At 44.9% G+C, this 21316-nt stretch carries 20 protein-coding genes and 1 tRNA gene; 18 read left to right on the top strand and 3 right to left on the bottom strand.

What is annotated here, in order from left to right; translation table 11 throughout:
• The first annotated feature begins 1 nt into the window (after nucleotide 1).
• From cydB to AQUSIP_RS05780, 4 genes are all read left to right on the top strand, one after another.
• Nucleotides 2–1147: a cytochrome d ubiquinol oxidase subunit II gene (gene cydB, locus AQUSIP_RS05795; protein WP_114834571.1), complete on the top strand. Its 1146-nt coding sequence runs from the start codon at nucleotides 2–4 to the stop codon at nucleotides 1145–1147.
• A 62-nt stretch (nucleotides 1148–1209) separates the two neighbouring features.
• The gene (gene cydX / locus AQUSIP_RS05790; protein ID WP_114834572.1) at nucleotides 1210–1317 is read left to right on the top strand and encodes a cytochrome bd-I oxidase subunit CydX; all 108 of its coding nucleotides are present in this window, start codon (nucleotides 1210–1212) and stop codon (nucleotides 1315–1317) included.
• Nucleotides 1295–2236, top strand: coding sequence for an oxygen-dependent coproporphyrinogen oxidase (hemF, locus tag AQUSIP_RS05785; RefSeq protein ID WP_170131816.1), 942 nt, complete (start codon nucleotides 1295–1297; stop codon nucleotides 2234–2236). The genes cydX and hemF overlap by 23 nt, the downstream gene beginning before the upstream one ends.
• A 55-nt stretch (nucleotides 2237–2291) precedes the next feature.
• Nucleotides 2292–3464 carry a hypothetical protein gene (locus AQUSIP_RS05780; protein ID WP_114834574.1) on the top strand — a complete coding sequence of 391 codons (1173 nt, stop codon included), beginning with the start codon at nucleotides 2292–2294 and terminating at the stop codon, nucleotides 3462–3464.
• Nucleotides 3465–3535: 71 nt separating this feature from the next.
• Here the strand turns inward: AQUSIP_RS05780 and AQUSIP_RS05775 are convergent, their stop codons facing one another.
• Nucleotides 3536–4903 carry an MFS transporter gene (locus AQUSIP_RS05775; protein ID WP_114834575.1) on the bottom strand — a complete coding sequence of 456 codons (1368 nt, stop codon included), beginning with the start codon at nucleotides 4901–4903 and terminating at the stop codon, nucleotides 3536–3538.
• 423 nt (nucleotides 4904–5326) lie between these two features.
• On the opposite strand from AQUSIP_RS05775, the gene AQUSIP_RS05770 reads away from it, so the two are divergent.
• The 3 genes from AQUSIP_RS05770 to AQUSIP_RS05760 all read left to right on the top strand — a co-directional run bounded on the left by AQUSIP_RS05770 (nucleotide 5327) and on the right by AQUSIP_RS05760 (nucleotide 7501).
• The gene (locus AQUSIP_RS05770; protein ID WP_114834576.1) at nucleotides 5327–5569 is read left to right on the top strand and encodes a hypothetical protein; all 243 of its coding nucleotides are present in this window, start codon (nucleotides 5327–5329) and stop codon (nucleotides 5567–5569) included.
• Nucleotides 5570–5807: 238 nt separating this feature from the next.
• On the top strand, nucleotides 5808–6605 hold the full coding sequence (locus tag AQUSIP_RS05765) for a putative bifunctional diguanylate cyclase/phosphodiesterase (RefSeq protein WP_114834577.1): 798 nt from the start codon (nucleotides 5808–5810) through the stop codon (nucleotides 6603–6605).
• 14 nt (nucleotides 6606–6619) lie between these two features.
• Complete coding sequence (locus AQUSIP_RS05760; protein WP_114834578.1) at nucleotides 6620–7501, top strand: DMT family transporter; 882 nt, start codon at nucleotides 6620–6622, stop codon at nucleotides 7499–7501.
• 37 nt (nucleotides 7502–7538) lie between these two features.
• Here the strand turns inward: AQUSIP_RS05760 and AQUSIP_RS05755 are convergent, their stop codons facing one another.
• Entirely contained in the window at nucleotides 7539–8957 is a 1419-nt protein-coding gene (locus tag AQUSIP_RS05755; RefSeq protein WP_114834579.1) for a M20 family metallopeptidase, read from the bottom strand.
• 100 nt (nucleotides 8958–9057) lie between these two features.
• On the opposite strand from AQUSIP_RS05755, the gene AQUSIP_RS05750 reads away from it, so the two are divergent.
• From AQUSIP_RS05750 to AQUSIP_RS05720, 7 genes are all read left to right on the top strand, one after another.
• Nucleotides 9058–11196, top strand: a complete 2139-nt coding sequence (locus AQUSIP_RS05750) for a hypothetical protein (RefSeq protein WP_147277491.1) — start codon at nucleotides 9058–9060, stop codon at nucleotides 11194–11196.
• 95 nt (nucleotides 11197–11291) lie between these two features.
• The gene (locus AQUSIP_RS05745) at nucleotides 11292–12185 is read left to right on the top strand and encodes an arginase (RefSeq protein WP_170131817.1); all 894 of its coding nucleotides are present in this window, start codon (nucleotides 11292–11294) and stop codon (nucleotides 12183–12185) included.
• Nucleotides 12186–12191: 6 nt separating this feature from the next.
• Nucleotides 12192–12671 (top strand): L,D-transpeptidase, encoded by a 480-nt coding sequence (locus AQUSIP_RS05740; protein WP_114834582.1) that lies wholly within the window; start codon nucleotides 12192–12194, stop codon nucleotides 12669–12671.
• A 112-nt stretch (nucleotides 12672–12783) separates the two neighbouring features.
• On the top strand, nucleotides 12784–13374 hold the full coding sequence (locus AQUSIP_RS05735; RefSeq protein ID WP_170131818.1) for a DUF924 family protein: 591 nt from the start codon (nucleotides 12784–12786) through the stop codon (nucleotides 13372–13374).
• A gap of 32 nt (nucleotides 13375–13406) precedes the next feature.
• A tRNA-Ala gene (locus tag AQUSIP_RS05730) sits at nucleotides 13407–13479 on the top strand.
• Between the two features lie 141 nt (nucleotides 13480–13620).
• On the top strand, nucleotides 13621–15045 hold the full coding sequence (locus AQUSIP_RS05725) for a hypothetical protein (protein WP_147277492.1): 1425 nt from the start codon (nucleotides 13621–13623) through the stop codon (nucleotides 15043–15045).
• Between the two features lie 123 nt (nucleotides 15046–15168).
• Entirely contained in the window at nucleotides 15169–15714 is a 546-nt protein-coding gene (locus AQUSIP_RS05720) for an OmpA family protein (RefSeq protein ID WP_114834585.1), read from the top strand.
• Between the two features lie 831 nt (nucleotides 15715–16545).
• Here AQUSIP_RS05720 and gltA read toward each other — a convergent pair.
• Nucleotides 16546–17829, bottom strand: a complete 1284-nt coding sequence (gene gltA, locus AQUSIP_RS05715; protein ID WP_114834586.1) for a citrate synthase — start codon at nucleotides 17827–17829, stop codon at nucleotides 16546–16548.
• A gap of 251 nt (nucleotides 17830–18080) precedes the next feature.
• Here gltA and sdhC point away from each other — a divergent pair, with 251 nt between their 5' ends.
• Genes sdhC through AQUSIP_RS05695 form a run of 4 tightly spaced genes read left to right on the top strand, consistent with a single transcriptional unit; the run spans nucleotide 18081 to nucleotide 21283 of the window.
• Nucleotides 18081–18452 carry a succinate dehydrogenase, cytochrome b556 subunit gene (gene sdhC / locus AQUSIP_RS05710; protein ID WP_197737835.1) on the top strand — a complete coding sequence of 124 codons (372 nt, stop codon included), beginning with the start codon at nucleotides 18081–18083 and terminating at the stop codon, nucleotides 18450–18452.
• Entirely contained in the window at nucleotides 18446–18793 is a 348-nt protein-coding gene (gene sdhD, locus AQUSIP_RS05705) for a succinate dehydrogenase, hydrophobic membrane anchor protein (protein WP_114834588.1), read from the top strand. Before sdhC ends, sdhD begins: the two co-directional genes overlap by 7 nt.
• 3 nt (nucleotides 18794–18796) lie before the next feature.
• Nucleotides 18797–20560: a succinate dehydrogenase flavoprotein subunit gene (gene sdhA, locus AQUSIP_RS05700; RefSeq protein WP_114834589.1), complete on the top strand. Its 1764-nt coding sequence runs from the start codon at nucleotides 18797–18799 to the stop codon at nucleotides 20558–20560.
• A 21-nt stretch (nucleotides 20561–20581) separates the two neighbouring features.
• Nucleotides 20582–21283 carry a succinate dehydrogenase iron-sulfur subunit gene (locus AQUSIP_RS05695; protein ID WP_114834590.1) on the top strand — a complete coding sequence of 234 codons (702 nt, stop codon included), beginning with the start codon at nucleotides 20582–20584 and terminating at the stop codon, nucleotides 21281–21283.
• The last annotated feature ends 33 nt before the right edge of the window (nucleotides 21284–21316 follow it).

Here is a 21316-nt window from a genome sequence, read left to right as displayed (position 1 = left end):
TATGCTGGATATCGAAATCTTGCGTTTGATTTGGTGGCTCTTAATCGGTGTGTTACTAACAGGCTTTGCGGTGACGGACGGTTTTGATTTTGGTGCAGCCGTACTTTTGCCGCTAGTGGCCCGAAATGAAACAGAAAAGCGCATTGTTTTAAATTCCATCGGGCCTTTCTGGGAAGGCAATCAAGTCTGGATTATATTGGGTGCAGGCGCGTTGTTCGCTGCGTGGCCTTTTGTGTATGCAGTTGCTTTTTCCGGGTTTTATTTTCTAATATTGCTGCTCTTGTTAACCATGGGAATCTCTCGCCCGGTCAGCTTTAAATATCGCAGTAAGTTACCGAATCAATTTTGGCGGCGCTTCTGGGATTGGGTCGTGTTTGCTGGCGGATTATGCCCTGCGTTGATTTTCGGTATTCTGGTCGGAAATGTGTTAAGCGGCGTGCCCTTTTATTTTGATGAAGAGTTGCGTATTACGTATTCAGGCACGTTCATCGATCTTTTTCATCCCTTCACTTGGCTATGCGGAATAACAAGTCTCGCCATGCTCGTGATGCATGGCGGCCTGTATCTGGGCATTAAAACGGAGAATGCAATTCGCGACAGAGCTATTTTTTGGTCGCGTATTGCTGCCCTCGCGCTGATTATTTTGTTTGCGATCGGCGGAATATGGGTTGCCTATGGATTATATGGTTATGAAACGTCAGGTAGCATTGATCCTTTTGGCGATTCCAATCCCATCCATAAGGCAGTGATACCTAAAGTGGGTGCCTGGCTCGATAATTACACCCGGTATCCTTTTGCAATGGTCGCTCCTCTGTTGGGGTTCATCGGTGCATTGGGCGCTTTGTTAACTGCCCGATGGGGAAGCAGCCGTTTCGCATTTATATGCAGCAGTCTCAGCATCATCGGTATTATTGCGACAGTGGGTGTAAGCATGTTTCCGTTTATTCTGCCTTCATCCACCCATGTGTCATCCAGCCTGTTAGTATGGGACGCTTCTTCAAGCCGGCTGACGCTGTTAATGATGTTATTTGCCGTAGTTATCTTTATGCCTATTATTTTGCTGTATACGTCCTGGGTGTACTATGCGCTGCGTGGCAAAGTGGACAAGGAATCCATCGAACATGATGTAAATCATTCCGCTTACTAAAGGCTTATTGTAAGCTTGGCAGCAAGGAAGTTGATGCGATTAAGATATTGGGAGATGACAATATGTGGTATTTTGCTTGGATTTTAGGTACTGCATTTGCATGCAGTTTCGCGGTTTTTAATGCTTTATGGCTGGAATTAGAAACAAATGGCACTGAAGATGGCTTCTAACACACTTGAACAAGTTGAATCTGCGAGTGTGATTCCGCTTGTTAAATCCTATTTACTAGATCTGCAAAACCGCATTTGCCATTTTCTGGAAGAGGAAGATGGTAAAAACTTTCTGAAAGACAAATGGTCCCATAAGGAAGGCGGCGGTGGTTTAACGCGTGTGCTGGCGGGTGAGGTTATTGAAAAAGCAGGGGTGAATTTTTCGCATGTGCACGGATTACAGTTACCGCAGGCGGCAACTGCAAGGCGACCTGAGTTAGCTGATTCTACTTTTCAGGCAATTGGTGTGTCAGTCGTGATTCATCCATCCAATCCTTATGTGCCAACTTGCCATATGAACGTGCGTTTTATTCTGGTCGAGAAACCAGGTCAACTTCCAGTCTGGTGGTTCGGTGGCGGCTTTGATCTGACGCCTTACTATGGTTTTGTTGAAGATTGTGTGCATTGGCATAAAACAGCCAAAGCAGCGTGTGATCCTTTTGGCCCCGATGTGTATGCTGCATTTAAAAAATGGTGTGACCAGTACTTTTTTCTCAAGCATCGTAATGAACCCCGGGGCATTGGCGGGATTTTTTTTGATGATCTCAATGAATGGGGTTTTGAACGCTCATTTGCTTTTATGCAGCGTGTTGGTGACCATTTTATAAAAGCCTATCAGCCCATTTTATCCAGACGCAAAGATCATCACTTTGGCCAGAAAGAGCGGGATTTTCAGGTTTATCGCCGCGGACGCTATGTGGAATTTAACTTATTATATGATCGCGGTACGCTGTTTGGTCTGCAATCGGGCGGCCGCACCGAGTCTATTCTGATGTCCTTGCCGCCACTCGTTGCCTGGCATTATGATTATCAACCCGAACCAGGTTCGAGTGAAGCAAGTCTCTACGAGGCTTTTTTACGAGAGCGGGAATGGATTTGAAGTTAAATCGTTCACAATTTTAAGCAGCGATAGACATAAACACTAGGGATAGCCTGTGAGTGATACCAGAACATTGGGGACACGGTTTCGTTTTGCTCCTTCAGACATTCGCGATCTTATTGCTCAATTGGCACGGAATGAAAAAGCCAAAGGGTCGCTCGTTACTGAAATGACGTTGGAAATGCAAAAGAGCGCAAGTTCCAGCGGCAGCTCGATTACTTATTATGTGATTGAACAGCCGCATCGTCATAAAAAAATAATCACTTTTCCTCCCTCTAAAGATTCAGGCACCTTGGGCAATCAGATGGAGTTGCCTTTTATAGGCGATTTACTGAAGCAATTTTTGCAGATGTTTTTAAAGCCGAACCAGACTAGCGATGCGGTTCTTCTTGTGCCTGTGCGACAATGCAGGGGGGTTCTGGAATTGCCGGTGAATGTTGCCTTGCCAACCTGGATACAAAAATGGGTTCAAAAACGTCATATTGTTTTAATGGAAATTGATTTAGCGAGTTGTCAAATCACGATGCATGATCCGCAAGCCGATTTCGGTCCTTTGTTGAATTACTTATCCGGCGTAACCCGTTTAAGCCTGTATCCTGACAAAATGGCATCCATATTGGAGGAATTGCAACTGCTTGGATATTCATTTCAGTATCAGCGGATATTTTATGGTAAACAGCATGATAATATTCTCTGCGGTCCTTTTAACCATCAATATCTGTTGTCTTTTCATCACCACGGTAATGCCGCTCACTTTCATGAGATTCAGGTCAGGATAGGCGAAAAGCCAAAAGAGCAAGATGAATGTTCTGCTATTGTCTATGTAGGCAACGAAGACAAATCGACTTATATTAGAAAATTTATTCCCGAGTGGAAGTCGCAGTATGCGCCGAAGCATGAAGCGAAAAGTGAAGATAACGTGATGGCGTTGGATAATTTTGATGATCTAAATCTCGATGAATGTGAAACTGCCCTCCCGATTGTGCACCATCTAAAACAGGATCCGTTATTGCATCAACAGCGTTTTTTTAGAAGCCAAAGTTTTTCTAGCTTTGACGCTCAAGCGATGACAAAGCAAAAAATCATTCAATCTGTTGTTGAGTTTCAAAAAAAACCGGCAAGCCAGGATGGGATTGTTTTTTTTAGGTCCAAATTGCGCAGAAATTCGAGCGAATCTGCATTGGATAGCCTCTTGCCAAAGGCGCTACAGAAAGGGCCGTCATCCTGAGCGTAGCGCACATTACTGTCCGCACCGTCGTCCCGCTGCTTGTCAGCGGGACGACGGCGAGAAATGAAAATTTATTTAGCTGCCTCTGCTTCCGCTTCCAGATCAGAGAGGGGTTTGTTTATAAAGATTTGCTCATCAGATTCTTTGGCTTGTGATTCGCAGTAAGTTTCTTTGACAAATAGGGAAAGAAAAATACCTAACGCAACACCCAGCGGTATAACGCTAAGAGCGAAAGTATAATCGCTGGCCGTGTAAACGGGCAGGCCGTTGACGCCCACAGGGCTGGATGTGTGTAAATCCAGCAGTTCGCCTACGACAGGCTGAAAGATTGCTCCACCTGCCATGATGAGCATGTTTGTGACGGCAACGGATGTTCCAGATATTTGAATGGGATTACTTTCTTTACCTAGTGCAAAGCAAAGTGGGTGTGCGCCGCAACAGAAACCAATAATAAAGAAAATCATGTAGAGTCCCGAAACATTGAGGCCCGGTATATAAAATACAACACAAAGCAGCAATGCTGCGAAAAAGCCGGTGGCTGTTAAAGGCATTTTTCGGCGTTTGATTTTATCTGAAAAAGCACCAATGATCGGGCCGGAAATAATCCAGCCATAAAAAGTATAACTGGAGATAGTGACAGCTTGTTCAGGAGTCAATTGATAAACGGCTTCAAGATAGGGAATGCCCCAGAGATCAAGAAAAACAGAGGAGGGTAAGTAAAGTAAACAGCCGATTAATCCGATTAACCACATTTGTGGATTGGTAAAAATGATGCGCAAGGCGCTGAATAACTGCTTTATGTCGAGCGGCGCTTGCATTTCGGCAATTGCATTTTCAGATTTAGGCCGGTTTCTTACTAGAAAAAGCACAATGAGGCTTAATATTACACCTGCAACAAGTGCACCGCGCAGCGCATGCTGATAGCCAATTGCTTCGACTACATGCGTCAGATAGGTTTGCGCCAGCGCGCCAGAAGTCATGCCGATGGCAGTGGTCAGTCCTGCAACTGTTGCAAAGCGGTTAGGTGGCAACCAGATAGACGCCAGTTTTAAGGTTCCTATGTAGGCAAATGCGCAGCCAAGTCCAATCATGAATCGCCCGCATCCTGCAACAAAATAGCTGTCAGCGCTAATAAATACAGCTAGCCCGGCTACGGCCATTAATGATGCCAAACATAAAACAAAACGCACTCCAAATTTGTCGTAAATCATGCCGGCGGGTACTTGCATGGGCGTATAAGCATAGTAATAAAATGCTGCAAGTGTTCCAAATTGCACGGCTTTCATATGAAAAGCCTGGGAGAGTTCGTTTTGCATGACGCTTGGAGAGACGCGGAGAAAATAATTGTAGCAATAAAATAACATGCCACAACAAACGATCAACCACGGGTAAGCGGATTTCAAAAAGGAAAACGTCATAGCGCGGTTTTTTGCCATCATGCGAGGTTTCCTTTAACTCAGTTAACATTAATAATTTTGTTTAGCAGTATGCAGACTGTTTACGCTAGCCTCATTCCATATTAACTTCCTGGTCCGGGCTGTCAGAGCAGATATTAAATTTAGTAGTGATAAGTTGAATATCGAACAGCTCGTTTTGTGAACAATATAGGATTAATAATCTGTAAAAATGTTCACTTTCCATTACCTTAAAGAAAGTCTTTATAACAAATTAGCTTGATTAAAGTCAATCCAAACGACAGGGGTTTAAGGTAAGTAAGCAATCAATATGACAAGGAATGAAGGCTTAAGCACGGGCGGACTGAATAGGTTAGGTAAGGGAGCTTTATTAAAAAACAATAGAAAAAACGGTGATTTAGTATTAAATTAGGGCGTGAAATATCAATTTCTTAACAGGAGAGCAACATGAAAATGAAGTCATTTGCGATGCTAGCGATGTCTGGATTGTTGGCCGCATCTGTCGCCTACGTCGCGCCTGCAATGGCAGATGATTCCAGCGATACCAATGTGGGATCTCTACAATCTGCTCCTTCGGACAGCGCGATGCAAAACCAGGGTTCATCTCAAAATGACATGAGCGCAAACGGAAGCAGTTCTGGCAGCGATGAGGGAACACCCGATACAGCAACTGGCGATGATGATTATTAATGGTCTGCCGTTATTGATTCAATAAACCCGGCATTAGGCCGGGTTTATTTTTTCAAGTCTATCCTTGCTGTTTCTCAAAGAAAATCAGAGTTGCTCACTTATCTGTGTCATTCCTGCCTTGAATAAAGCCCATGTATCTCTCACCTAATCCTCTGTTTAATAAGCAAAAATCATATACAGGTTTTTCATCTATACTAAATACAACTGCATGAATTAATGAAAATTTTAGGGATAAGGAATGGATAGCGGCAAAGAGAAATTAAAAAAAGAATTGCTTCGGGCCATTAAAAGCCAGGAGTTTGTTTTGTATTATCAGCCGCAATTTAATTTAACCACTGCAAAATTTGATGGCGTTGAAGCGCTGATTCGCTGGCAACATCCCGAAAGAGGTATTTTATTGCCGGCAGATTTTATTTCTGTGGCGGAAGAAAGTGGTCTGATCGTGCGTATCGGTGAATGGGTAGTGAAGACGGCGTGCAAGCAAAATAAAGCGTGGCAAAAAAAGGGCTTGCCATTTATACGGGTTGCCGTGAATGTATCCGGCAAACAATTTCAGCAAAATGAATTTGTTGAGTTTGTCATGCAGACGCTGCAGAAATTCCAGCTAAAACCGCAATACCTTGAACTTGAACTCACTGAAAATATTATTATTCACGATGATGATGAAAAAATTATTCATACAATTCATCGCCTGAAAAAACTCGGTGTGCAAATAGCGCTGGACGATTTCGGGACGGGGTATTCGAGTATCAGCTATTTGAAAAAAATACCGATTGATCGCATAAAAATTGACAGAACGTATATACAGAATATCAACGCAAATAGTGATGATGCTGCAATTGTGCGTGCCATTATCGCACTTGCCACTACCTTGAACCTGGAGGTGTTGGCAGAAGGCGTAGAATCTCTCCGGCAACTGGAAATGCTGATCTCCCAGGACTGCAAGGAAGCCCAGGGATTTTATTTTTCTAAGCCATTACCAGCGGAAGAAGTGGAAAAATTTCTCATCTTTTATCAGAATAACCCATTCCTTTAGAATGGGTAACAAACATGTCGTTTAAAACCAAAATCGCACTCGCTGTGGCGATTTTTTTATGGGCGTCTGCTTTTGTCGGTATCCGCGCAGGTCTGCAGGGTTATTCACCGGAAGGCCTTGCCTTACTGCGCTATATGATTGCTTCTATTTGCATGGGCATTTTTTACTATGGCCTGCCACAACGCAGCAAAATACAGTTTCGCGACAAGTGCGCGCTGCTGTTGGTGGGAGCAGTGGGTATTGGTCTCTATAATCTCACTTTGAATTATGGGGAGCTTTCAATTTCATCAGGCATGGCGAGTTTTATCATCAGTCAGGCACCTGTCATTACGGCCGTGTTTGCGATTATTTTTCTGGGTGAGCGATTAAATTTGTCGAGCATTATCGGATTTACTGTCAGTATTGTTGGCGTTGCCTTGATTACCATGGGGGAGAAGGGCGGCATTAAATGGGATAGCAGTATTTTTTATATTTTAATTGCGACATTTGCAGGCAGTATGTATTCCGTGCTGCAAAAGCCCTTTCTTAAAAAGTATCATGCCGTGGAGACAACGACCTATGTTATCTGGGGCGGCACCTTGTTTTTGGCGATTTATGTGCCTGCGCTTCGACACGATCTTTTAAATGCTTCCTTTAAAACAACGCTGACCGTTGCCTATCTTGGCGTATTTCCAGCGGCAGTAGGCTATATTGCCTGGAGCTATGCGCTGTCGGCTATTCCTGCTTCACGCGCTGTCAGCTTTCTTTATTTTACGCCATTTGTGGCCACACTTTTGGGCTGGGTCTGGCTGCACGAAATCCCGGTAGGCCTGTCCATTGTTGGGGGAGTGTGCGCGATATTAGGCGTATGGTTGGTGAATCAATCTTATCGGGCGCCTGTATTTAGCAAAAGTTAAAAAGTCATGCCAGCTTGAACTGGCATGACCCGGATACTTACGCGTTCTTGCTATTTTTATAATGTTCGGCAATCACGTGAGCAACACAGGCAGTCAATTTTTTGCCTGTAGGAATATGTAAAAATTCATTTGGCCCATGCGCGTTCGAGCCGGGTCCCAATAATCCGGTAATGAGAAATTGCGCCTGCGGGAATTTTTTTCCGAGCATGCCCATGAAGGGAATAGAACCGCCTTCACCCATATAGACAGAGGGTTTGCCAAAGTAATTGAGTGACGCTTGGTTGGCAGCTTGGATAAGCCAGGGGGCTTCAGCAGGTGCGTTCCAGCCTGGTGCCATTTCTGGTATTTCGCAGCTGATCACGGCCTGGTAGGGCGGATCTTTTTCCAGGGTGGTTTTGATGGCCAACGCGGCTTTTTGGGGATCGCAGGTAGGCGGCAATCGCATGGAAAGCTTGACGGTCAGAGAGGGCAAGGTCACATTGCCTGCGTTTTCTATTGTTGGCATGCCATTACAGCCGATGACGGAGAGTGCCGGTTTCCAGGTGCGATTCAGAATAAGATCCGTCAGTGTATGAGTGCGGGGTTGTACACTGTCAGCAAAGGGCAAGTCATTAAAAATAGAAGAACCCAATACATTCGCGGCCTGTTCTGCCTGCTGAAGTCGCTGTTGCGGAATATCCACATACAAATCTTTTAAAACCACATCACCTGTCATTTCGTCTTCGAGGCGGGTAAGCAGCTGGCGCAGAACTTGAAAACACGATGGAACGATGCCGCTGCCGGATCCGGAGTGTACCCCTTGTTTTAATACATCAATTTTTAATATGGCGGTGACTAGTCCGCGTAAGGAGGTTGTGGTCCAGAGCTGGTTGTAATTCCCGCATCCTGAATCAAGACAAATAACGAGGCTGGGATTACCAATGCGATCTTTTAGCGCATCAATATAAAAGGGAAGGTCAAAGCTGCCGCTTTCTTCACAGGCTTCAATTAAAATAATACAACGCGCATGAGGAAGTTGTTGTTCCTGTAAGGATTTGATGGCAGTGAGCGAAGCAAATGCGGCATAACCATCATCAGCAGATCCGCGTCCATAAAGTTTGTCGCCGCGCAGGACGGGTTTCCACGGATGAAGGTCCGGGTCCCAGCCTGACATTTCGGGCTGTTTATCAAGATGGCCATAAAGAAGAATGGTATCAGTGTTGTTGCCTGGAATATCAATAAAGATCACGGGTGTTCGATCATCGAGCTGCACGACATCCAACGTCATCCCCTTCACCACCTGTTGCCTGCACCAGTCTGATATGAGTGTGACCGCCTGATCCATATAGCCATGCGTACGCCAGTCGCGGTCAAACTGCGGGGATTTATTAGGAATCTTTATATATTCCATTAATGCAGGGATAATACTGTCATCCCAAAGTTGATTGATAAAGCCAATGTTTTGCTGCTGGTGCATGGTCAGGAATCCTTATTGATGATGGAGGATATTTTTGCGAAGATTAACATGGGCATATAGGCGTGGGCAATTGAGATAAAAAAAGCGGGGCGACACACACATGCGGGCAAGGAATAAAGAGCGTTTCTATGTTCCAGTAAATATGTTAAGCCGTATTCTCACTGAGAAAAACCGTTATGATTGGATTGCGAATGCAATCAAGAATTCGATCAAGGGGAAATACTTTGACGCTTACCCATCCCTTAGTGACGCACAGGAGACTAGAAAATACCCGCTTAAAGATAAAATACGCTATGTTGGCATTGCTGAATTCGAATTAGACAGTGATGCATTCAAAGCGCTCCCTTCCAGCCTGGTAGATTTGCTTGATCCGATCATTTCTGCAAAAACAAACGAAGAAAAAGAGGAGAGATTAAAGCTGTTTCTTAAAGCTTTGTATATCGATGGATTTCAATTTCCCTTGAGCATATTGGATGATGCAAAATATGAGAAAGAACATTTACAATCTATCTGTTATCATTCTGATACTACTTCATTCGCACTTAATCAGCCTCCGTTGCTCTATCTGAGTCAGGTTCATCCGTCATTACGTTTTTTATTAATGATCGATCATAAGTTATTTATTTTGGAAAATTGGCGCCATTATAATGCAAGGGAACCGGGGTGTGTGGCGGATTTATTTCTTGCCGCGGCGACCCATGTTTACAATTATGTTAGCGCCTCGAATAGTAAAAAACCCTTAATCGAGCTGGAAGATGTTATCGAATTGCAGAAGACGTTAAGCACGGCGCTGTTCAAATCGTCATCCGAAAAAAGAAGTGGTGTAATTCGCCAGCATTACAATGCCTTCCCTATTTATCCTGATACAGCAACGGTGGCGGGCATCAAGGAATTGCTCATCCGTATACGGAAGGACAAGAATCCGCAAGGGTTCATGATTGGATCCTATAAGAGAATTCCGATTATATCGTTAGCCTGTGCGGGGATGGTTAACTGGCTGTTTGATGGGTTGATCGCCAAAAAGAAATTACCCATACCTCAATCAAATGATGCTCTAAAACGCGCTGATATTTTTCGTGAGCTAGAGTTAATGAAAGCCGCTGCGATTGATGACGTTTATCATTCGTTAAAGGATGAGGTGACGATAACAAAACAGGACATAGAAAAAGCGGTTAATCAGTTTCTCGACGATTTTGCACCCTATCTACGCGTAGCTAAAGGCGAATATTTTTGGGGGAATCTTCGTTATTACCTGCAAGATATGAGCAGTAAAACGTTGCATTCGCCCACCCGATTTGAATTGGATTTTGAAATCACTTATGCACGTAATCGCGCTTATGCGCGCGCCGGCGATGACGGAACAGGTGGCGTGGATATCAGTCAATATTCTGATGATGATATTGAATCGCTCGCTAATGAAATTTACAGCAAAATAAAAGAAGAGGGATCGCTTCACTTGTTCCCGCCGGAAGCGGGGCTTGCAAAGCAATGGGCTTTAGAAGCGGTCGATAGTTATAACAAGGAAATTGTGCGTGCAGGGCAACTTGAAACAAGAATGAAAATTATTGACTGTCTTGCTCATGAGCTGGAAATACTTCACCTTTTCCATGATGTCAACTGCCGCACTGCTTATTTTTTAATGAATGAATTATTCCTTGCTTGCGGTATTAAATGGTCAACAGAATACAATCCAAACCGGCTGGATGCCCTGGGGAGCGATGAACGGATGGAACAGCATAAGCAGGGAATTTGTCGTACCGATTATATTATTGCGAATCCGGATTTGTTGATAAAGAGAAACGAGCAAATCGATAAGGTATTTTTATTAAAAAACATGGCTTGTAACGATTTGCATGCTTATTTTTCACCTGAGCAACTTAAAGCAGTGAAATTCAGCGATGAGTATGATGGCATTTCTATGCCATTCAATGGGGTCCTGGAAAGAGAGCGTCACGCATTCAGTACGATGATTGACAAGTTGGTAAAGGAATATGATCTTTTATGCTCGCTCAAGACAAAGTTTTTTAATGCCGGAAAATGCGTCTATGCCCAAATGCGCGAAGCTTTAAAAAAACTGGGCAAGACGCAGGATTTTGCCAGCTTTTTTCAACACGTATCTTTTTTGGAGTACAATGCCAAGGTGCGTAGCGATGCGGAGCGGATGAAAAAGCTGGCGGGGATGGAAAAGAAAATGCAATACAATACGCATTTGTCATCTGTTGTACCGTTCAGCCCCTGAGAACCGATCATTTTTTCATGCTCGTGATGGTTGACGCTGGACGTTAATCCTAATAGTGTTAAATGAACGGCTTTCTGAATTCATTGAGGCTCGGCATGGCAGGCGATAAATTGCATCTCATTGGTTATGCTTCAGGTGCCGCGGGCGCAAATCCGCATTGTGGCGAAGGTCCATTGGTAATTCAGCAATCTTCTTTTTTATCCGCTTTAACAAATGCAGGCATGGCAATCCAATGGGAAGCAATGATTCATCCAGCCGTTCTTAGCACTTCGGTATTGCGCATAGATGAAATAGTCCAGCAGCTCTGTGAAGCGCTTGCGAAAAAAGTATCAGTGCTGGTCAGCCAAAAGCAGTTCTTGGTGGTAATAGGCGGAGACCATACCTGCGCTATTGGTACATGGAGCGGCGTGTATGACGCGGTCCACCAGGAAGGGGATATCGGGTTGATCTGGATCGATGCGCATATGGACAGTCATACGCCAGAAACGTCGGAGTCTGGCCGCCTCCATGGCATGCCGCTTGCAAGCCTGATGGGTTACGGTTATCCAACATTGACCTCTATTTTGCATTATGGCCCTAAACTGAAACCGGAAAATATTTGTCTTATCGGCGTGCGCAGTTTTGAGCGTGGAGAAGCGGAATTATTAAAGCGGCTGAACGTCCGTGTCTATCTGATGGAGGAAATCAAAGAGCGGGGATTGAGCATAGTCATACAGGAAGCGGCGGATAGAATAAGAAGCCAAACAGTGGCTTATGGGCTTAGCCTGGATCTGGATAGTATTGATCCCAAGGAAGCACCGGGCGTGGGCGTGCCCGAGCCTGATGGGATTCATGGGGGAGACCTGCTGTCTAGCTTGTCTTCTCTCGTGGCTGATCCTAAACTCGCTGCGATGGAAATAGTGGAATTTGATCCTGAGCGTGACAGGGACCAGATCACTGAAAAACTGATCATTCGTTTTCTGGAAATACTGGTTAAGGCTAAAAAGTAAGACAAAATGATGAAGACACTTGAAGTAGAGATAGCATCGCAAACACTGCATGTTTTGGAGAATGGAAAGAAAATTAAAACTTACTCCATTTCAACAGCCAAAAATGGCCCTGGAGAGCAATGGGGCAGTGAACAAACACCGCGCGGATGGCACGTCATTCGAGCAAAGATTGGCGCAAATAGCCCAGCTAATGCGGTTTTCGTCGGCCGGCGGCCTACAGGTGAAATGTATGTGCCCGCTTTGCGAGCGCAGTTTCCCAACCGTGACTGGATTCTGACGCGTATTTTTTGGTTGAGCGGTCTGGAAGTGGGTAAAAATCGTCTGGGTTCAGTCGATACCATGCGGCGTTATATTTACATCCATGGCACGCCAGATGAGGTGCCTATGGGCATACCAGGCTCAAGAGGATGTATACGCATGCGTAATGAAAATATTATCGAACTTTTTGAGGCGATACCGGTCGGTACACGAATTTTTATTAAATAATGATGTTCTATCAATGCATTATTAGCTAATCGTGAAGTTAATAATGAGGATTGGCCAGCGTGAAATATGTTATTCTGTATGCAGAAATGACATAAAAATAGTAGGGGCGGTGATGACGGATAAAATTCATGAATTATTGAATTTCTGGTTCGGCACTCTGGGTTCTGCCGATTTGCCGACCAGTGACCGCACGAACTTATGGTTTGGCGACAGTGAAGTGGTAAGACAACAGCTGCTGGAATTATTTGGTAAGGAATTTGATGCGGCGATCTCTGGAAAATTAAACGACTGGGCCAAAACACCGCGCGGACGTCTCGCGCTTATTATCCTGTTAGATCAGTTTCCCCGCTATATTTATCGCCATTCGCCTCAAGCCTTTGCCTATGATGCCGAGGCGCAAAAATTATGTATAGAAGGATTGCATGAGAAAATGGACCACTCCCTGACGCTCATTGAGCGCGTCTTTTTTTATATGCCGTTGGTTCACGCGGAAAGCTCGGAAAGCCAGGAAAAATCCATTCGCCTCTATCAGGACCTGGTAACACTTTCCATGACGGAAACGACCCAGATTTATCAATTATTCCTTGCTTATGCCTATGCTCATTTTCGCGTGATAAAAGAATTCGGCCGCTTCCCCCAGCGGAATAAGGTGCTTGGTCGCGATTCTACCGAAGCCGAGCTGGCATTTCTTAAAAATACATAATATTATTTGCGCGTTTCGATCTGTCATGCTTTGGGGTCGTAGCTCAGTTGGGAGAGCGTCGCGTTCGCAATGCGAAGGTCGTGGGTTCGACTCCCATCGACTCCAATTCTGATGGACCCCTTTCTTTTCAAGGCAGCTATACAGCAGCCCATTGAATTCTAAACCTAATTTAGTCTATACGCCAAGGATGTGAAGCAGGCCAGGCAGTCGTGGCTGCGGTATAATTTAAAAAAAGAGGGTAAAAAAATGTCCTTGTCCGGTTATATTGAAATAGAAAACCGTCTTTCAGAAGCCATGTTGAGGCAGGCAGCAGACGATCCTCGGATTAAAAAAGTATTGAGCGAGTTATGTGTCGTCTTTCAACAAAGCGTCATGAAGCCGATTGAAATAGCTGTTAGTAAAATAAACAATTTTGACGCGCTGCCTGTTTATATGAAACAGTCGGTCCAAAGCCTGGCTGAACGCCATTCAGCGGAAGAAAAACAATACGGCGCTATTCTGGCGGACCAGTTTGCAAAAGCGAGCGATATCACGTGTTCCATCGAAAATATAAAAATACTGCTCGGGGAAATTAATAATAGACTCTTGGCGGTCCAGCGGATCGAAACAGTGGATGATATTGTGAAAGTTCTCAAGCTTATCGTGGATTTAGGAAACTGTTATGCCGAATATTTTCCCGATGATTTACATGGCTCGGAATTCAAAAAGATTTTCACTATGTTGAATCCCTCGCGCGAGGAATATGATGTGCGGCTGCGCAGAACAGAGCTCGGCGAAAAACCGCAATTGGCTATTTCATATGGCATTGGCACTCAGCAAGATAAAGACATCGTAGCAGAAAATATGGGTATTCAATCTGGCGGGCGTATCGCGGGCAAGGCTGTCTTTGCCGGACTTAGCATGCAAAAACGCATTGAACTGATTGTTCAGCAATATGATGAGGCGAAGAAAAGCTATGATAAACTTAAGCTTGAATTGACGCGGGCTGAAGAGAACCTGGCGCTTGCAGGAAAAGAAAATGAGCCGCCTGCTGATGAAAAAATAATAAAAACATTAAGTGACCAGTGTGACGACCTAAAAAAGGCGCTTGCAGAAACGGAGAAAAACAAACTTCTTCCCAGGCTGAAAAAAATGCAATTCTATGGCATTCCTCTGTTGCCGCATGCAAGGCAGCCACTGTCCGAATATGCGGCGCGCTATCAAACTGCTATTGAAAAATTGGCGAAAATGGATCCGCTAAACCAGCATACTACGTTGCCTTTAATTGCGAGTGTTTCAGGGTCAACAGCGCGCCCTATGATTACGCTGCTTGATGTCAGCGCATTAATAACGGGTAAGGGTTTTGATTTTGACAAGGCGCAGATACTTGCGAATTGCATTATGGGCTTTTTTCTACAAGCCGGACATCATTCTTATCTTGAGGTAGCTGAAGTTTACAATAGAGTATTGGATTACGTGGCCATTGAACATCCTGAACTGCTGCCAAAATGGATGATGCCTGCTTTGCCTTCGGCGGGACCTTATGGTAAATCACAAGACATGGTAGAAAAGAAAATGCCTTACTACGTGATTGGTGACTATCGATCGTTTTTACACCCTTCCTACGCAGACGAGGTGTTGGAAAAAGCAAAACTGGATCAAGCGTTACCGCGATTAAAACCATCTGTTTAATCTGTTGCTGAAAATCTTGTATCTGGCTCCATCATTGCACTAGCATTTCTTGTAACACTATAGCAAAATTGGACTCATTTATTTTGTAATAGGTTCTTGCACAGTTTATTAAGGAAAGAACAAATGAAAAAACTGGATTTCACTGTGCTGGCTTTTGCCGGTCTTCTCTGTTTGATTTCTCTGCCGATGGCCCATGCTGCCAATCGGGCAGGAAGCGCGACATTTACACTCGGTGCCGGGAACTATTATTTTTCATCTAGGCGCCACATAGACAATACGGGCTTCCCCTTTGCCGCGCTAGGGTATAATTTTACTGACCAGTGGGGATTGGAAGGTTTGTTCGCTGTGTTTAACACGGATTCTAATCGGCCGGAAGATAATGGCAAACAGGTGAAAGGCGCGTTATTTGCACTGGATGCTATTTATCATTTTTCGCCCTATAGAATAATGCAGCCCTTTGTACTTGCCGGTGTAGGAGCGTTGGGTCTTAATCCTAATGGTACTGATGCGGATAACCAGGGTAATATCAACGCGGGCGTAGGCGCGCAATTTTTTGCGAACGAGTCAGTGGCCTTCCGCATTGAAGCCAGGGATTTTTATACCATTGTTGGCGGCAAAAATGATGTATTTCTAGATGCGGGCGTTACCTTTTTGCTTGATATTTGCTAGCCTGTTCAGGGAAAGCTTTTCAGCACTACATACTTCCCGACAACCAGCGCCGAAAACCTGTCATTGCGAGCGTAGCGAAGCAATCTAGACTCTCTTCGATATTAACCCCAAAAAAATAAAAAATCATAAAATGATTATGCTTAAATCAGTAATGTATATCGGAGCCAACAAACAAAATGGACACGCTTTACAATGCTGTCATCCTGAGCGAAGCGAAGGATCTCCTTTTGTACATCGGGAGATCCTTCGAGCAAAAAAACGCTCTCAGGATGACAGCATTATCGAGCATTTTGTAAACAGCCAAAGCCCAGTTTATGAGATGTTATTACAATATTTCCCGACAACCAGCGCCGAAAAACCAGTCATTGCGAGCGTAGCGAAGCAATCTAGACTCTCTTCGATATAAACGCAAAAAATAAAAAATCATAAAATGATTATGCTTAAATCAGTAATGTATCGGAGCCAACAAACAAAATGGACACACTTCACAATGCTGTCATCCTGAGCGAAGCGAAGGATCTCCTTTTGTACATCGGGAGATCCTTCGAGCAAAAAAACGCTCTCAGGATGACAGCATTATCGAGCATTTTGTAAACAGCCAAAGCCCAGTTTATGAGATGTTATTACAATATTTCCCGACAACCAGCGCCGAAAAACCTGGATTGCTTCGCTACGCTCGCAATGACAGGGCTGTTTCATCAATGAAACAAGTGACCTTACAGCCATGACGCTAAAGAGAGGGTGTTGATTTAACTGTGTCATCCCTCGCGTTAGCTCCTCCGTCATTCCTGCGCAGAGGATGACACAGTTTGGTAAATTTCGGTACAGGAGTTAACGCTTGTCCATTTCCACGTAATCACGTTCCTTCGGGCCAGTATAAAGCTGTCGTGGGCGGCCTAAGCGATAAGGATTACTGATCATTTCATTCCATTGCGCAACCCAGCCTACTGTACGGGCTAGCGCAAAAATGACGGTAAACATGTTGGTTGGGATGCCTATCGCACTTAAAGTGATGCCGGAATAAAAATCCACATTTGGATACAGTTTTTTCTCAACAAAATAATCGTCCTGCAGGGCAATTTTTTCCAATTCCATAGCCAGCTTGAATACGGGATCATTGTGCGCGCCAACCGCTTCCAGCACTTCGTGGCAGGTTTCACGCATGACTTTTGCACGAGGATCATAATTTTTATAAACGCGATGGCCAAAGCCCATCAGGCGGAAGGAATCATTGGGGTCCTTGGCCCGCGCAATATATTTGGTAATGCGGGATACGTCGCCAATTTCGTGCAACATGTTAAGCACGGCCTCATTGGCACCGCCATGAGCAGGACCCCAGAGCGCGCCGATGCCGGCGGAAATACAGGCAAAAGGATTAGCCCCCGTCGAGCCGGCTAACCTGACCGTCGAAGTAGAAGCGTTTTGTTCATGATCTGCATGCAAAGTAAATATACGATCAAGCGCGCGTGCCAGGGTCGGATTAGGCTTGGTATCTTCACATGGCGTGCCAAACATCATGTGCAGGAAATTTTCGGCATAGGAAAGCCGGTTTTGCGGTGGCATAAAAGGTTGGCCGATAGAGTATTTATAGCACATGGCCGCAATGGTCGGCATTTTTGCAATAAGCCTGAGTGCTGAAATGGTGCGATGTTCCGGGTTTTTGATGTCCAGCGTGTCATGGTAGAACGCGGACAAGGCGCCCACGACACCCACCATGATGGCCATGGGGTGCGCATCCCGTCTGAAACCATTAAAGAAATTGCGAATTTGTTCATGTACCATCGTGTGATGGGTAATTTGTTTGCAGAAATCATCATATTCTGGTTTATCAGGTAGTTCCCCATTTAATAGCAGATAGCACACTTCAAGAAAGTTGGAATGGCTTGCAAGCTGTTCGATGGGATAACCCCGATAGAGGAGAATGCCTTTGTCACCATCTATATAAGTAATCTTGGATTCGCAGGCGGCTGTAGAGTTAAAACCAGAATCATAAGTGAAATAACCATATTTAAAAAGTGAGCTCACATCGACCACATCAGGCCCCAATGTGCCTGAAAGAATATCCAGCTCGATCGTTTTGTCATCTATGATTAGTTTTGCCTTTCTATCCGCCATATAGATGGTCTCCATGCAATCTTTTTTCAGTCAGTTACGTCTGTTATTTAAACATAATTGCGGCGAATCGTACCATAAGATAAATGGGGTAACACGTTCTTCTGTGCATAATTTCTTTGTAACAGACGAGAAGCGTGTGCAAAAACGAGGGGATTATAAAAATTCGGTGCATTTATTTTGATTTACAGTGATCTCAATATATAATCTTTATGCGTTTGAAGTGTACTCTTTTGCAAAAGGAAAATATAAACGTGTACAAATCGAGACCAAAAAACTTAAATCTGTTTACGATCAAGTTTCCTATACCTGCTATTATTTCCATCCTGCACCGCATTTCTGGCTTTGCTCTTTTTTTGCTCATACCCTTTGTGTTGTGGGCATTGTCTTACTCACTGACGCAGCCCGGATTTGAAAGCATTCAGGAATGGCTGAGCGCCTTTTATGTGAAATTGATCATCTGGTTATTGCTTATTCCTTTCTGCTACCATCTGGTCGCTGGCCTTCGTCACCTGTTGATGGACGTGCATGTTGGGACATCTCTCCAGGGCGGGAGATTGTCGGGCATGATCACTTTTCTTCTTTCTCTCTTACTCGTTATCTTGGCAGGAATTTGGTTATGGTAAAATCAGTACTCGGCGTTAATCATCAGGGCCTGCGGGACTGGGCAATTCAGCGTGCTTCCGCGATTCTGATGGCAATTTATTCAATCGGCTTGGTTGCTTATCTTTTATGCAATCCGGGCTTGTCTTTTGCTGAATGGCATACCTTGTTTTCACACACATGGATGAAAGTAGCGACGATACTGTTTCTGGTGAGCATCCTGTTTCACGCGTGGGTAGGCATGTGGACCATTTTTACTGATTATGTTCATTCATTTCCCTTGCGTACTATTTTGCATGCACTTGTTCTTCTCTTGTTAGCTGCCTGTTTTATCTGGGGCATTTTGATTTTATGGAGTGTTTAATCAATGAAAGTGGCCACACACACATTTGATGCGGTTATTGTAGGCGGAGGCGGCGCTGGTTTGCGGGCAGCTATCGAACTTTCCCAGTCCGGCTTGAACGTCGCGGTCATATCCAAAGTTTTCCCTACCCGTTCACATACGGTTTCTGCACAGGGCGGCATTAACGCAGCACTGGGTAATATCGAGCCTGATGACTGGCGCTGGCATATGTATGACACTGTAGTCGGCTCTGACTTTTTAGGTGATCAGGATGCAATTGAGTACATGTGCAAAAATGCACCACAATCCATTTATGAGCTTGAGCATATGGGCTTGCCTTTTTCGCGTCTGGAAAACGGCAAAATTTATCAGCGCGCATTCGGCGGCGCTACGCGGGAATACGGCAAAGAACAGGCGCACCGCACGGCGGCAGCGGCAGACCGCACCGGCCACGCCATGTTGCACACCTTATATCAAAAGAATGTGCAGGCAAAAGCACGATTTTTTAATGAATGGTTTGCCATTGATCTTGTTAAAACGTCATCCGGCATTGCAGGGGTAACAGCGCTCAGTATTGAAACCGGGGAGGTGGTGTTCATTCATGCGCGCGCCACTATTCTGGCAACAGGCGGTGCTGGCCGAATCTATCAGTCAACGACTAATGCCCACATCAATACTGGCGATGGCTTTGGTATGGTGTTAAGAGCGGGCTATCCGCTGCAGGATATGGAATTCTGGCAATTTCATCCTACCGGCATTTACGGCTCCGGCTCTTTGATCAGTGAAAGCGTGCGCGGGGAAGGCGGATATCTCATTAATAAAAATGGCGAGCGGTACATGGAACGCTATGCGCCTCACATGAAAGATTTGTCCTGCCGTGACATTGTTTCCCGCTCATCGGCCATTGAAATTCGCGAAGGCCGTGGAGCAGGTCCCAAGGGCGATTTTGTACTATTGAAAGCAGATCATCTGGGTGAAAAATTAATAAGCGAGCGCTTGCCAGGCATACGGGAGTTAGCTATCACCTTTGCAGGCGTTGATCCGGTTAAAGAACCTATTCCGGTTGTCCCTACCTGTCATTATTCCATGGGCGGCATACCTACCAATTATCACGCGCAAGTGATTACCCAAAATGCAAAAGGCGAGGATCAAATCATTGAAGGATTATACGCAGCGGGTGAATGTGCCTGCGTATCGGTCCATGGCGCTAACCGACTGGGTGCAAACTCATTGCTGGATCTGGTTATTTTCGGCCGCGCAGCAGGCAAGCACGTCAAGGAGAGCATTGATCAGGGGCTCGAGTTTAAAGATGCGAGCGATAGCGAAATTGAACAGGCACTGGCTCGTCTGTATCGTTGGAATGGCAATCAGAAAGGCGAAAGTGTGGATGAAATACGCTCGGCATTGCAAAAGGTGATGCAGGATGATTTTGGCGTGTTCCGTACGGAAGAACACATGAAAGAAGGTTTTATCAAGCTGGAAGAACTCAAGGACAGGTTGAATTATGCTTCCATCAAAGACAAGAGCGAATGTTTTAATACCGCTCGCATTGAAGCGCTTGAACTGGATAATCTTATGGCGACTGCGATAGCCACCGCACATTGCGCAGACACGCGTAAAGAAAGCCGCGGCGCGCACGCGCGTTACGATTATCCGGATCGCGACGATAAAAACTGGCTTAAACATTCACTCTATTTTGAAGATGGCCGCGTTGCATTCCGTGCTGTGAATATGAAGCCTGAAGGAATGGAACCGATCAAGCTGGTTAACAGAGAAGAAAAGCATTAACGAACGAATGGGAGCTTAACTATGCGTTTTTCCATCTACCGCTATAATCCAGAAACAGATGAGAAACCTTATATGCAGGACTTTGATATTGATATCAAAGAGCATAATTGCGTTATGGTACTCGATGCCCTGCTGACCATTAAAAATAAGGTAGATGAGTCGCTGACATTGCGGCGCTCCTGCCGTGAGGGTGTTTGCGGCTCGGATGGTATGAATATTAACGGCAAGAATCGCCTGGCTTGTACAACACATTTAAGCTCACTAAACGAGCCGATTGTGATTCGTCCACTGCCTGGACTGCCCGTGATCCGGGACTTGGTTGTGGATATGACCCAGTTTTATGATCAGTACGGGAAAGCGAAACCTTATCTGCAAAATGATGAACCCGCACCTGCTACCGAGCGTTTGCAGTCACCCGAAGAGCGTGCCAAATTAGATGGACTTTATGAATGTATTCTCTGTGCCTGTTGCAGCACATCCTGTCCGTCTTTCTGGTGGAATCCTGATAAATATATGGGACCGGCTGCCTTGCTCCAGGCTTATCGCTTCATCGCAGACAGCCGTGATACGCACAAAGAGGAACGGTTGGCTGATTTGACCGATCCCTTCAGCTTGTATCGTTGCCGCGGCATCATGAATTGTGTTGATGTCTGTCCTAAGGATCTTAATCCATTAGAAGCTATTAACCATATTAAAGATGAAATACTCAAAGAATCGGTTTAACTAAACAATATAACTTATTGATACGAGTAGTGT

Origin of the sequence: Aquicella lusitana (genome assembly GCF_902459475.1) — a bacterium.
In the GTDB taxonomy this organism is placed as follows: domain Bacteria; phylum Pseudomonadota; class Gammaproteobacteria; order DSM-16500; family DSM-16500; genus Aquicella; species Aquicella lusitana.
Note: the sequence above shows the minus strand (reverse complement) of the source record. Positions and strands in the feature narration are given on the sequence as shown.

What these genes read in the sequence shown, in the direction of transcription:
- cydX (WP_114834572.1), top strand. Translation starts at nt 1,210, where the DNA reads ATGTGGTATTTTGCTTGGATTTTAGGTACTGCATTTGCATGCAGTTTC.
- AQUSIP_RS05725 (WP_147277492.1), top strand. Translation starts at nt 13,621, where the DNA reads ATGTCCTTGTCCGGTTATATTGAAATAGAAAACCGTCTTTCAGAAGCC.
- AQUSIP_RS05775 (WP_114834575.1), bottom strand. Translation starts at nt 4,903, where the DNA reads ATGATGGCAAAAAACCGCGCTATGACGTTTTCCTTTTTGAAATCCGCT.
- sdhD (WP_114834588.1), top strand. Translation starts at nt 18,446, where the DNA reads ATGGTAAAATCAGTACTCGGCGTTAATCATCAGGGCCTGCGGGACTGG.
- gltA (WP_114834586.1), bottom strand. Translation starts at nt 17,829, where the DNA reads ATGGCGGATAGAAAGGCAAAACTAATCATAGATGACAAAACGATCGAG.
- AQUSIP_RS05695 (WP_114834590.1), top strand. Translation starts at nt 20,582, where the DNA reads ATGCGTTTTTCCATCTACCGCTATAATCCAGAAACAGATGAGAAACCT.
- AQUSIP_RS05760 (WP_114834578.1), top strand. Translation starts at nt 6,620, where the DNA reads ATGTCGTTTAAAACCAAAATCGCACTCGCTGTGGCGATTTTTTTATGG.
- AQUSIP_RS05740 (WP_114834582.1), top strand. Translation starts at nt 12,192, where the DNA reads ATGATGAAGACACTTGAAGTAGAGATAGCATCGCAAACACTGCATGTT.
- AQUSIP_RS05735 (WP_170131818.1), top strand. Translation starts at nt 12,784, where the DNA reads ATGACGGATAAAATTCATGAATTATTGAATTTCTGGTTCGGCACTCTG.
- cydB (WP_114834571.1), top strand. Translation starts at nt 2, where the DNA reads ATGCTGGATATCGAAATCTTGCGTTTGATTTGGTGGCTCTTAATCGGT.
- hemF (WP_170131816.1), top strand. Translation starts at nt 1,295, where the DNA reads ATGGCACTGAAGATGGCTTCTAACACACTTGAACAAGTTGAATCTGCG.
- AQUSIP_RS05720 (WP_114834585.1), top strand. Translation starts at nt 15,169, where the DNA reads ATGAAAAAACTGGATTTCACTGTGCTGGCTTTTGCCGGTCTTCTCTGT.
- AQUSIP_RS05755 (WP_114834579.1), bottom strand. Translation starts at nt 8,957, where the DNA reads ATGCACCAGCAGCAAAACATTGGCTTTATCAATCAACTTTGGGATGAC.
- AQUSIP_RS05770 (WP_114834576.1), top strand. Translation starts at nt 5,327, where the DNA reads ATGAAAATGAAGTCATTTGCGATGCTAGCGATGTCTGGATTGTTGGCC.
- AQUSIP_RS05750 (WP_147277491.1), top strand. Translation starts at nt 9,058, where the DNA reads ATGCGGGCAAGGAATAAAGAGCGTTTCTATGTTCCAGTAAATATGTTA.
- AQUSIP_RS05745 (WP_170131817.1), top strand. Translation starts at nt 11,292, where the DNA reads ATGGCAGGCGATAAATTGCATCTCATTGGTTATGCTTCAGGTGCCGCG.
- AQUSIP_RS05765 (WP_114834577.1), top strand. Translation starts at nt 5,808, where the DNA reads ATGGATAGCGGCAAAGAGAAATTAAAAAAAGAATTGCTTCGGGCCATT.
- sdhA (WP_114834589.1), top strand. Translation starts at nt 18,797, where the DNA reads ATGAAAGTGGCCACACACACATTTGATGCGGTTATTGTAGGCGGAGGC.